Source organism: Clostridium puniceum (assembly GCF_002006345.1).
Classification (GTDB): domain Bacteria; phylum Bacillota; class Clostridia; order Clostridiales; family Clostridiaceae; genus Clostridium; species Clostridium puniceum.
The window spans coordinates 1-11,731 of the sequence record NZ_LZZM01000019.1 but is presented as its reverse complement, the minus strand read 5'-3'; the positions used below and the strand labels follow the sequence as shown (position 1 = coordinate 11,731).

General features: G+C 31.0%; 14 protein-coding genes and 1 pseudogene. All 15 read right to left on the bottom strand.

Annotation, left to right across the window (positions count from 1 at the left end):
• Positions 1 to 1,088: pseudogene (locus CLPUN_RS28430) on the bottom strand (hypothetical protein); the annotation flags it as partial.
• A 24-nt stretch (positions 1,089 to 1,112) separates the two neighbouring features.
• The gene (locus CLPUN_RS01545) at positions 1,113 to 1,802 is read right to left on the bottom strand and encodes a putative phage tail protein (RefSeq protein ID WP_077845621.1); all 690 of its coding nucleotides are present in this window, start codon (positions 1,800 to 1,802) and stop codon (positions 1,113 to 1,115) included.
• Entirely contained in the window at positions 1,786 to 2,850 is a 1,065-nt protein-coding gene (locus tag CLPUN_RS01540) for a baseplate J/gp47 family protein (protein ID WP_077845620.1), read from the bottom strand. The genes CLPUN_RS01545 and CLPUN_RS01540 overlap by 17 nt, the downstream gene beginning before the upstream one ends.
• Positions 2,851 to 3,246: a DUF2634 domain-containing protein gene (locus tag CLPUN_RS01535; protein WP_077845619.1), complete on the bottom strand. Its 396-nt coding sequence runs from the start codon at positions 3,244 to 3,246 to the stop codon at positions 2,851 to 2,853.
• A complete protein-coding gene (locus tag CLPUN_RS01530; RefSeq protein ID WP_242954018.1) occupies positions 3,243 to 3,614 on the bottom strand; it encodes a DUF2577 domain-containing protein in 372 nt (123 codons plus the stop codon). The genes CLPUN_RS01535 and CLPUN_RS01530 overlap by 4 nt, the downstream gene beginning before the upstream one ends.
• Entirely contained in the window at positions 3,607 to 4,569 is a 963-nt protein-coding gene (locus tag CLPUN_RS01525) for an XkdQ/YqbQ family protein (protein ID WP_077845618.1), read from the bottom strand. Before CLPUN_RS01525 ends, CLPUN_RS01530 begins: the two co-directional genes overlap by 8 nt.
• On the bottom strand, positions 4,562 to 5,251 hold the full coding sequence (locus CLPUN_RS01520) for a LysM peptidoglycan-binding domain-containing protein (RefSeq protein ID WP_077845617.1): 690 nt from the start codon (positions 5,249 to 5,251) through the stop codon (positions 4,562 to 4,564). The genes CLPUN_RS01525 and CLPUN_RS01520 overlap by 8 nt, the downstream gene beginning before the upstream one ends.
• Positions 5,244 to 7,499 (bottom strand): tape measure protein, encoded by a 2,256-nt coding sequence (locus CLPUN_RS01515; protein ID WP_077845616.1) that lies wholly within the window; start codon positions 7,497 to 7,499, stop codon positions 5,244 to 5,246. The genes CLPUN_RS01520 and CLPUN_RS01515 overlap by 8 nt, the downstream gene beginning before the upstream one ends.
• 70 nt (positions 7,500 to 7,569) lie before the next feature.
• Entirely contained in the window at positions 7,570 to 8,136 is a 567-nt protein-coding gene (locus tag CLPUN_RS01510; RefSeq protein WP_077845615.1) for a zinc ribbon domain-containing protein, read from the bottom strand.
• A 241-nt stretch (positions 8,137 to 8,377) separates the two neighbouring features.
• On the bottom strand, positions 8,378 to 8,806 hold the full coding sequence (locus tag CLPUN_RS01500) for a phage tail assembly chaperone (RefSeq protein ID WP_077845614.1): 429 nt from the start codon (positions 8,804 to 8,806) through the stop codon (positions 8,378 to 8,380).
• Between the two features lie 22 nt (positions 8,807 to 8,828).
• Complete coding sequence (locus CLPUN_RS01495) at positions 8,829 to 9,299, bottom strand: phage tail tube protein (RefSeq protein ID WP_077845613.1); 471 nt, start codon at positions 9,297 to 9,299, stop codon at positions 8,829 to 8,831.
• Between the two features lie 13 nt (positions 9,300 to 9,312).
• Positions 9,313 to 10,620 carry a phage tail sheath family protein gene (locus tag CLPUN_RS01490; RefSeq protein ID WP_077845612.1) on the bottom strand — a complete coding sequence of 436 codons (1,308 nt, stop codon included), beginning with the start codon at positions 10,618 to 10,620 and terminating at the stop codon, positions 9,313 to 9,315.
• Positions 10,621 to 10,623: 3 nt separating this feature from the next.
• Complete coding sequence (locus CLPUN_RS01485) at positions 10,624 to 10,803, bottom strand: hypothetical protein (protein ID WP_077845611.1); 180 nt, start codon at positions 10,801 to 10,803, stop codon at positions 10,624 to 10,626.
• A gap of 5 nt (positions 10,804 to 10,808) precedes the next feature.
• Positions 10,809 to 11,240: a phage tail terminator family protein gene (locus CLPUN_RS01480; protein WP_077845610.1), complete on the bottom strand. Its 432-nt coding sequence runs from the start codon at positions 11,238 to 11,240 to the stop codon at positions 10,809 to 10,811.
• On the bottom strand, positions 11,230 to 11,616 hold the full coding sequence (locus CLPUN_RS01475) for an HK97 gp10 family phage protein (protein ID WP_242954017.1): 387 nt from the start codon (positions 11,614 to 11,616) through the stop codon (positions 11,230 to 11,232). The genes CLPUN_RS01480 and CLPUN_RS01475 overlap by 11 nt, the downstream gene beginning before the upstream one ends.
• Between the last annotated feature and the right edge of the window lie 115 nt (positions 11,617 to 11,731).

The following is an 11,731-nucleotide window of genomic DNA, read 5'->3' as shown; positions in this document are numbered from 1 at the left end:
GCAGATACACCAGATAATAATTGTGCTGCAGTAGCTAATGCATCTGATGTATCTACTACGCTTGTTTTACCACTTATGCCATCTATAGTTATTCCTGATTTTATATTTCCGCTTACTAATAAAGATAAGTCTAATCCACCAGCTATTCCAGTATCATTATAATTACTAAAGGTTGTATTTTTTCTTACATCTTTTGCTAGTGCAGTGCCTTCCGCACTAGCTTTTATAAAAAAACAATCACCCGTTAAGTTGTACCAAACTGTATAAGCTTTGCCAGTTACTAAATTAGGTGGCGTTGTCGTTCCTGGTTTATAAAGTTGCTTTCCATTTATAGTTGTAGCAGCTCCACTATTATTAGCACTTGCTATAAATGTTTTACTATATCCATTTATAAGTGATAGTAATTGTAATGTTATAGCAGTACCTGTTCCTTCTGCTATTTGAAATACTGAGTCACCACCACTTGTTTTTATTGCTGCTTTTTCTTCAGCCGAAACAAACATATGATTTTCATCTTCTTTTATCATAGCTGATGGAAGAGTTTCAGGAAGTTCATAATAATTTGCATTATCCTGAATACCAGCTAATTTAGTTTTTTCTTGAGTACTGTAATCTTCAGTACTTAATTGTTTTCCATCCGCCTTATCAACTTTCTTCCCTAAAAGATTTATTATCGTTGTAGCAAAGTTTGGATCATTACCTAATGCATCCGCAATCTCTTTAAAAGTATCAAGAGTTTCAGGCGCTGAATTTATTAAATCTGCTATTTTTTGCATTACTTCTTCTTTAGTAAAAACAAGATCTTTATCAACTTTATTAATTTCAATATCAGTTACTCTGTTATTAATATTATTTACTGTTTCATTATTTGATTGCTTGTATACTTCAACTTGATCTTCTAATGAAGATTTGATTGCATTTAATCTAATTCCCAAACTTACTTCGGTACCTCTAGCATTTTCTACCTCTTTTTTTAAATCTTTATCCCATAAATCTTCTACCAAACAATTTTTTGCTTCTTTGTCTTGACTTAAAAGAACTAAATCGCTAGGTTTGGGTTTTATGGTCTCAAATTCCCATATTTCCATTTTAATATCACTTCCTTAAAATTTTTACATAGTCAATATAGCTCCAGTCTCTGTTGTTATTGGTTCTTTGTTTTCATCTGTAATTGGAATAAATGTTGGATATAATGTTACACTTTCAACTCCTACATTTTGGCCTGCTGCTACATTAAAATGCCCTGTGCTTTCTAATTCTTTTGGAGTATAAGGATATACAGTTGTTTCTTCTCCCATAAAATTTATACCTCCAATAAGTAACTTGGATAAAACTTTATTAATCATAGTAGCTTTTAAAATTAGATTACATGGGATAATCTCTCTAAAATTATCAATAGTTGTATCAAACATATTCCACTTACTCGAGAATATTTCTACATTTAGAACATATTCGTTATTTTTCAACCCAAGCTTAAATCCATCTATACCATAAAGAGCTATAAGCTTATTTTCTAATGTTCTATAGGTGTATGGTAATTGTTGATTATATTTTAAAAGTATTGCTGCATTTCTATCTTCTAAGGTATCTGATGCTTTAGGGTGTATCTTTACTATGCTTTCATATCTTTTAATACCACTTTCGTTTGCATCTTCTACGAATTGATTGTTAAAAGCATCTTTTATATTAGTATTCAACAATACATTAAATTCTGGATTTTCTGCTTTAGCAATATCTTTAAAATTTTCAGTATCTCTTACTATAGGAGGAAGGTATTTAGACACATCAATTATTCTCTCCATTAACCTCACCTCTTACAGCTATACTATTTTGGCCTAAATTAAAGTTTGCCTCTATATTGTTTATCTTTGTATTGGATATATCTAAGATTTCTGGAATTTCAAGCAACCTACTTTCTATTTGACTCACTCTGATTATTATATGTTCTGAGTTTTCCCAAGTTTGATTTAACTCACCAAGGTACTTGTTTACTTCTTCCAAAGCCCTTAATTTTACGATATCCCAACTACCACCATTTTGATAAGTTAGATTAAGTGTAATATCAACACTTTCTTCCTGAACACCTTCAACGGTAACCACATGCCCTATAGGTGCAGTTCCAAGTCCCTCTCCATGATTTTGAACTGGATCAACTGTTGTTTGTACTAAATCAATCAATTCTAGGGTTGGTTTCTTAAATTCAGAATTAAGTATTACTAACTTTACAGTTCCTCCACCATTCCAAACCGGATAAACTTTAATACCACCGATACCTTGTATTTTTTTTACCTTCTCTTTATAGTCTGCAATATTTCCACCAAAAGCCTCAGGATTAAAACTTGCAAAATATTTTTTTCTAAATACTTCGGTATCTTCTTCATTTTCACCCGGTATTAGTAGTTCTGTAAGCTCTGCACTTGATAACCCTTTAATGTATTCGATAGGTATCAATGTACCAAAATTACTATTACCTATAATTCCTGATTTTTCACACTGGAGCTTATAAACACCTGTACTAATCTTTTCAGTAGCAATGTAATTTAAATTATCCAAGGAGAATCTTGAGCCTATAGGAATATCAATGTTAAATATACCTTTTAAAATTGCATAAGTCGCTTCATCCGGATTTATCCCTCTTTCTTTTGCTCTTTTTATCAAATATGTTCTACTGGCTGTATCTGCAAAAGTTTCATTTAATATTACATCAAGTTCAATATACATATTTTGAAGTTCTACTGCTGCTGGAGCTAATGCATCATAAATGATAGATCCCTCTCTTTTATCCATAGTATTTGGAACTCTATTAAGCATCCTTTGCAAAAGAGCCTCATAAGTAATCCTTTCATACATTTATACTTCCACCTCCTTCTCTGCATCAACATCACCATAAATTGTATGAGCTGTAAAGGTAACTGAAACGATACCTCTTTTATTCTCAAAAGAAAAAGCATCGACACTGTCGATTCTATCGTCTTGTGTCAATGCTTCTGTTATTCTTCTTTTTATCTCACTATACACATATGGTATTGGTTCTCCAAAAAGGTCTGATAATTCAATGCCATAATTCCAAGAGTATATAAGATAATCGTACCTTTCAGTATTTATTATCTTATATATAGATTGTTTTATAGCTTCAATTTCATCAATATAACCTATTATCCTTTCCTTATCAATATCAATCTTATATGTTTTACTTGGTTGCTCCTGAAACTCAAATTCAAAATCTGATTCTACACTCGGTATCATGCATCCACCACCTTATCATACACTACATACTTTTGGCCTCCTTGTACTCTAATTAACATAACTTTTTCACCTTGTATCAATGCGTTATTTACTCTAAATATCTTTCTTCCTTTATATCCATGAGTATGCCCTTCTGGACCATTGCCTACTTCTGTGATATGATCTACTGTCATTTCTAAATCATAATCTATTACATTGCGTGTTAGTATTAATTGAATACTTTCCAGTATCAAGTTAGTTCCTACTTTTATTACTAAAGGATTAATGCTTTCTACAGTGCCAAACAAAATTTCTGCTGGTTTCATAGAATTATAAGTGTCTTTTGCCGCTTGCTTCACCATTAATAATATATCTTTAATATCAAACATTAAAAGCACCTCCCCTAAGCGTTAAATCCATTAAATGTTCATTATCCTTAAATACATGTTTTGCTTTTTCAACTACCATATATCTTATTTTGTCAGTTTCATCTAAATCTAATTTAACAAGTATACTTGTACCAGCACGTACTCTTAAATCCCCAAGTACATTTTTTATACTTAATGACTTAGCAGGTTTGTTATAAAGAGCCAATAAACCGTCTGCTTTTGATTGACCTAAAGACTCAACATTTAATTTATCATAATATTGAAGTACCCCCCACTTGTTAATATTGGAGCTATCTTTTGCCATATATATGTCTCTCTTACCAGTATCCTTGTTATCAAATGACAATTTTACTTGATTGTAAGTATTGTTATCTATACTAGAGCTATAATTATAATCTTCCATTGTATCTTTATCATATAATAAAGGAAGCTTCATACTTTCAATATTTTTTAAAGTAAGCTTCCCAAAATCATCATATAAGACATATATTTTTTTCTCATATTGAGTTGTTAATGTTAATGCAATATCTACCATAGAAAATAATTCCGAATTATCCTCAACTCTACTTTCTAATACGTATTTAGTATCTTCAATTAAACCTAAATTCAGATTGAAATCCTCTGCAAGCATTTTTATGAAATCACTTGCAGTTTTATTAGTATAGACTATTGTATCTTTATTTTTGAGATACCTTAATTGATCGTATGCCACAATTTTTATTGTATTATCCTTATTCATTGTTCTACTAAATAAAAAACCATAAAATATACTGTTATCATTAACCTTAAGTCGTACTGGATTTCCTTCTTCTATTTTTAAAATACCATCAGCCATAATGTTAAAAGTAAGTTTTCCAGGAGAATTTTTTCTTTCAGTTTCCCAAGTTATACCTTCTTCAACACAAGGATTATATATCGTTTGTCCATTTCTTATTATTAATTCAATATTATCCAAGCCTTATCACCTGCCCTGGATAAATTAAATTCGGGTTAGCTATACCATTTAAATCTGCAATCTCTTGATACTTATTACCGTCCCCTAAATATTGCTTACATATATTCCATAAGCAATCCCCTGAAACAACAGTATAAGTCTGAGGCGTAGGGGGCGATTCAACTGGTCTTGGTTCAACTGGTGGTGAAATTACAGGAGCAGGTACCGAAGCTGCTATAGTTGTTGTATTAACTATAGGTTCTATAATTGTAACAGTCTTTGTTGAATACGACTTAAATTGTTTTAGTTTTATAGAAATACTTATATCAGTTCCATTAGTTGCATCATCTGTTATTGTATAGTCCTCTAATGATACTTTCATGTTTGTATCAAAAAGATTATCTCCGCTTTGAATTTCTCTGACTACAATAAATCTAAATACTTTTCTTCTAGTTTTTAATTTTTCTATTTTCTTCAAATAGTACTCTGAATCTCTAAATCTATTACCTTTATAAATTGCAAATGGATACTTCACATTAGGTAATAAAAAATCAAATGTGATTTCTGTTAATCCTGGAGATTTTAAAATATTTATCTCCCCATCATTTAGCAATGTCATAGTCTTGTTTTTATTATTAATCTTTATTTGCAATTTTGAAGGAGTTACTGGAAGTAAGATTTTATCAATATAAAAATTATACATTATCGTAAGTCGCCCCCTCTGCTACTGTTTGTAAATGTTCATGTAAGCCTTCACCGAAACTATGAATAACACCATCTATATCCATATCGCTATTTATAGTATTATTGTTAGTCATATCAACTTTAATTTCCGCAGTTGTAAATCTATTTATAACTTCTTGTTCTGCAATATCTCTTAGATATTTCAGATCTTCTTCAGTTATATCCATTTTATCCTTTATACCTTTAGTGTTACCTGCAGTATCATCTGCATTTTTTAATAAATCATCATAATTTGTAGGATCTTTACCATCACTCCCTGGTAATTTAAAATTATCAAACATATTAGATGTGTTACTTCCCCATGCATAATACTTTTTGAATTCATTTATAGGGTCCTTAGATTCCATTCTTTGAACAGTTTTATAACCATCTGGCGCATTTGCAACAGAAGCTTCTAGATTACTCTTTATGTTTTCCATATCACTTGTAATTGATACTCTTTGTTGAAATCTACCACCACTTTTTAATCCTAGTTTTTCTGCTATACCAACTGCGCTTAAAACTGAAACAAAAGCATCCCAAGCTTTAAGTGATATATTTATTGCATCTATTATTGCATTTGCCATACTCGTAGCAAATTGATCGATTCCTCTAGTCATACTTATAGCTGAGTTAATTACGTTTAATGCTAAATTAGCAAATAACTTTCTAACTGCATATGTTTTATCTATTCCGACATTTAGAAAAAATTCATAGAATGCTGCGAATGTATTCCATATAAACGCTACAACATTATAAACTACTGCCCCTACTGCCATAAATGCACCTGCAATAAGTCCAGTTGCACTATAACTTGTACCTTTTACTCTATTTATAGCTGCTACTGCTAGATAAAGAATTGCTATAAAAGCTATTATCGCAATTACCACCCAAGTAATTGGGCAGGCGTACAAAGCTGCGTTCAATCCCCATTGTGCCGTTGTAGCTGCCATTGTTTCCCCAGCTTGAAGCATTGCCGCAGCTCCTGCTACACCATGAGCTAATGCTTGAGCACCAAGAATCATACTTGTTGCTGAAGAAATTAAATTAAATGCTACATAAGCTCCTACAACTCCCATTACTATGGGGGCAATTGTCCCCCAATTATTCTGCAGAAATGTACCTATACTTACTCCAATATTAATTATATCTGTAGCAATGCCTGATATCATTCTCATAACACCCAGTATGTTTCCAACTATTGAATCAAAATTATAATTAACTATTTCATTAATCCTAGTTAATATTGGTGCAAAAATTTTCATTGCGTTATTTTTAATTTTTGTTCCTACATCTCCTATCGTCTTTGGTAACTTCTCAAATCTTGCATTCGCTTCGTCAGCTGCCGCAAATAATGATTTTTTAATAATATTAGCTGTAATTTCTCCTTCACTGGACATTTTGTTTAGTTCACCCATACTTTTACCTGTATATGTAGCAATCGCTTGAGCTAGTAATGGAGCATTTTCCCTAATAGAACGGAACTCATCACCTTGCAGTTTTCCGGCTGCCATAGCTTGAGTCAATTGATACATTCCTGCTGTCTGCTCTTGAATAGATGCACCACCAATTTTAAACTGCTTATTCATTTGCTCTGCAAATGCTACTGTTTCATCATTACTAGAAAAAGCATCTCTTGCTAAAATTGCAAGTTTAGCAACTGATTTAGCTGTTTCTATATATGAGCTCCTAGATCTCTCAGCTGATTGAAATATCTTATCATTCAATTGAGCTGTAGTTTGCAACCCATCATTCATTAATCCTAATCTTGATTGTGTTAACATATAACTATCAGATGCGTTAAATATACCTTTAATAGCTTGAATCCCAAGATATGTTGCAGCAATTTTTTTTATTGTTCCTAATAATCCATCAGCATTAACGCTACTTCTACTAATATTATCATTTAATTGATTTTGACGATTATTAATGTTAACAATCATATTATTAGTATCGCCAAGACGATTATTAATATTTTGAATATTATTAGTGGTATTATTTAGAATATTATTGGTGTTATTTAATGTGTTATTAACATTATTAACTACTGATTGAGTGTTTCTTAACTTTGAATCAAGTCTGTCAACTCCATTAAATTTAGGATTGCTATTCATAGCAGTATTCAATTGAGTAAATCTATTAATGGCTATCTGTAAACCTGCGTTTAACCTATCTATTGCTGAACTAAATCTATCTTGTACTTCAATTGCGGTTCTTATTGTAGCCATGAAAGCCCTCCCTTCTTCAATAATTTAGGCATAATAAAAACACCTATCTGATGATAAGTGTTTTCAATTTCTATAAATTTATTTCTTTTTTAGATATAGGTTTGTTTTTAGCATAAAATTTAACAAAATCAAGAGCTTTAATTTGATTTACACCTTCAACTTGAAAAGATATATAATCTGTAGAACCTTCTTTAATGTATGTAAATATTAAATAATAATTTATAGTTATACTAGTTTTTTCTTTAGTTCTTCCGCCTATAATTGCACCTAATGGGCCAAATAAAACACCACCTGCCACTGCGCCACCAATACTACTAACATAAGCCTTTTGTATATCATTATCACTTTTTACAGATATATCTTTGACTTTATTTATTGGTAAATTATATATTGATCCAGCTATTTCAAACACAATTTTAGTATTAAACAAATGTACATAACCATTTAATCCCTCAGGCAATGATAACCCTACAACGTGCTTTCCCTTTATAGATGATAATGCTCCTAATTTTTGAAATTTAGATACTGATTTTGTAGCATTATTTTGAATATTTAAATCATTATTTTTAGTACCACATTTAGTACAATATTTACCTTCTAGCTTTGTTCCACATTTAATACAGAAATTATCCGCCACAAAAATGCCCCCCAACAAATATATATTTGTTATATTATACAATAATTTAGTATATTTTTCTATCTCTTAGTTTTCCTTTCAAGCTCTTTTTGCTTCTTCTTATCATCTTCAATTTTTACTTGAATAGCTGCAATAACATAAGCCTTTTCATTTTCAGGGAGCTCTACATATTCATGAGGGAATTTATGAAGTTTATGGAGGCAATAAAAAGCAATATTTGCTTCTAAATCGCCTCCATTTATTAGTTTTTTGCTTCGTCTACTTTATCCTCCAAGGTAACTTCAAATCCATTTACTTCTTGAACTTTTGCAAGAAAATCTTGATATTCTCCTGGCTTAAGCATTGTTTTTAATAATGTATCTGCCCCCATAACCTTATAACTGTCTTGTAATTCTTTATTATTTAAATTAGGATAAAGGGTACATTTTACTGCCAGTAAACCTAGATATTTATCATAATCAGTTTCAGGAGTGTACATGTTTTTCTTTCCAGGTACAGGCACCTTTTTAGTACAGCTTTTTCTTATTGCTTCATCCTCTTCACTTGTTATACATACTATTTCCCATTCTACAGGTTTTTTATCTTCATCAACTATTCTACTAGTTGCAGCATATTTTACACTTTCCTCTTTTACAACATTGTCTGATAAAAAATAACTTAAATTACTCATTATTAATTCACCTTAACCTTTCTTATTCCATTCCATCTAACATTTTAAATTTTTCTGGCATTTCCCAATCTTCAAATGTAAAATCCATATCCTCATCTAAGTATTCTGCATCAGCGTCAAACTTAGCAAGAATACCACCATCAACATTACAATCTTTTAATATTATTGTTTGTCTACCAACTGCACTTGTAGGATCTTGATTAGTTATTTGAATATCAAAGTAGGTATCTTCTCCTGTTTCTTTATATTTGTATAATAATTCTCTAATTATTGAAGTATTATAATGAAAAGTAGCTTTTCCGCTACCTTCCCATCCACTAGCTCTATTACCTTTGCCTGTTTTACCAAGTATCGGTACCTTTGTTTTAGTCTTTTTCATTTCAGCTTCTAAATTTATTGCTTGCATGAAATTATACCTATTTCCATCTATGGTAACAAAACATTCAGCTAAAGAAGCACTTACAGCATCTTTTGCATTCATTACTTGTGACATACTCTATCCCTCCTTATTCAACAATAACTGTCATATATAATTTCTCCATTGCATTTACTGGTGTCACATGTTGTGTTGTTACAACTGAATCTTTATCATTACCCTTATCAACAACAACATCTTTTGATTCAAAATTTGTAATTGCTCTAATTTGTTGGAGCTGTCTATTATAAAAAACAATATCACTCCAAAAAGCAATTCTTCCACTTGCATCATTAGGAGCTTTACCTAAATACTTGGTATTAAATAATACTGCAGTATCATTTGCGATTTGATCTAATACTCTAATAGTCTGATTCTTAGAAAAATCTTTATTTTTTGCATCAGTGAAAGATACAAATGTATTTATATCTGTTAATATTCTAACCTCATCACCAACTTTATGGAATAAAAGCTTTCCGGCCTTAATTCCATTAGAAAGCTGAGTTTGTTTATAATTAGTATCAACAGTAAATTCACCATCATATTTTTTATTAGTAATAGTTTTATTAACTTCACATCCTGCCTCAGCTCCTGTTAACCAGTAAATAAGTGATGTTGTATTTGCTCCACTATCAGTAACATTATTCTCAATAGATATTATTCCCTCATAGTCACTTTCTGTTCTATATACTATAGTTTGAAACTTAGCCCCTACTTCATCACGCATTCGCTTTGTAAATACTACATACAAATCAATTACTGTTTGAGCTGTTGATAAACAACCAAGCGTATTAAAACTATAACTTTCAATCTTATCTAAGAAAGTTTGATATTCTGTTCCTGTAACAGGATTACCATTAGTACCATCTGTTAGTGGCGCTCCTGCTGTTACTGCTAACGTTGCATTTACATTAAAATCTACAAAATCATTACTCTTCAAATCACTTGCTTGTGCCACTGTTTGAGTGTCAATTAAAGTAGTATCTATTAATGTGCTAACGTCAAACTTATTGTTATCATCCACATTAGCAACTATAATAATTTTCAAGTCATTACCTCTAATACCTTTATACTTGGCAACTGCATAATCATTACTAGCTTTAACTCCACCGTTAAGCTTATATAAGTATCCTGTCTTAAGATTTTTATATAAGTCTCTTAAGCCTTTAAGCTTTTCATTGGTGTAATCATAACCAAATATCTTTAAGCTATCCTTTTGAAAATCTGCATTTTCTACTGTGAATATTTCATTATCTGGGCCCCAATCCAATTCTAAGGCCATTGCTCCATATCCCCTATCAGATAACGTTGCACTTGCACGACTAGCGCTTACAAAATTAATATAAGCACCTGGCAAGACTTTATTCTGTACTAGAAAAGTACCTCCACCTAAAGCCATCTATTAAACACCTTCCTTCATAAATTTTTCTACCATTTCATCAACATCATTTAATGCATATAAGTTTCCATCCTTTAAAAGAGCATTAATTAAATCCCTTTGCTCTCCATATTTTTTGCTTTTTAAAATCTGTTCTTTTGTAAATTTTACTTCTTCAGATTCCTCTGTTTTTTTTATTGCCATCTGGTTCACCCCTTTAATTCTAAATTAACTTTTAGATTTTTCATTGGATCCTCTTTCGGAATATCTTTTCTAACAATCATGTTGTAATTAATAAAAAAATGAAGTACATTATCAACTATTTCGGCATTCATGTTTGTACCTCGTATTAATCCACTGTCCAGTGTGATGTACTCTAGTGCCATAAATAATCTTTCTGTAATTTCATTGTTATAATTGCTTTCATCTTCAGGAAAATAGTGTATATCAAAAGTATAATTTCTCTTATACCTATTTCCTACAAGTTGTTTATTGCTCGGCTTTAAACTGAAAATAAAAAAACAAGGTTCTTCTAAACCCTGTTTTACATCTTCAGCATAAATTGTATATTTTTGATTTTCTTCTGAATTAAATTCTGAATCTAACGTCTGGGCTATTCCAGTAATAATCTTATTTAACATCAAAGCACCTCTTTAATTCTTCCCACACTTTAGCACTTACGATTGCAGGTGTTAATTCATCTATTTCTTTTAAACTTAATGTCATCATAAATCTGCCTTTAACCCAGCTTTTCTTTAACTTCTTACCTATAGCAGGTACAAATCTTCCTGGCGTTTGCCTATGTCCATACTCAACATATGAAGCATATTCAATCGGATTTATGATTTCAATAGAATACGAATTCCCTTTTTGAACTATCTCACCTATTGCCCAACCATTCCTTAAAACCCCTTCTTTAACTGGTGTTTTTTGCTTAATTCTTCTAATCAATCGGGCTGCTATTTCATTAGCAACATCTTTTGTAAATACATTTGCCACGCCATCTATAAATGTCAACCTAGAAATGTAATTTTTCGATCATTTAAGAATGTAGTTTTTTAATCTTCTTCTTGCTTAAAATGATCTTTCAGTCTATACGATTTTCCGTTAATTGTAACAACATGAGCATGAT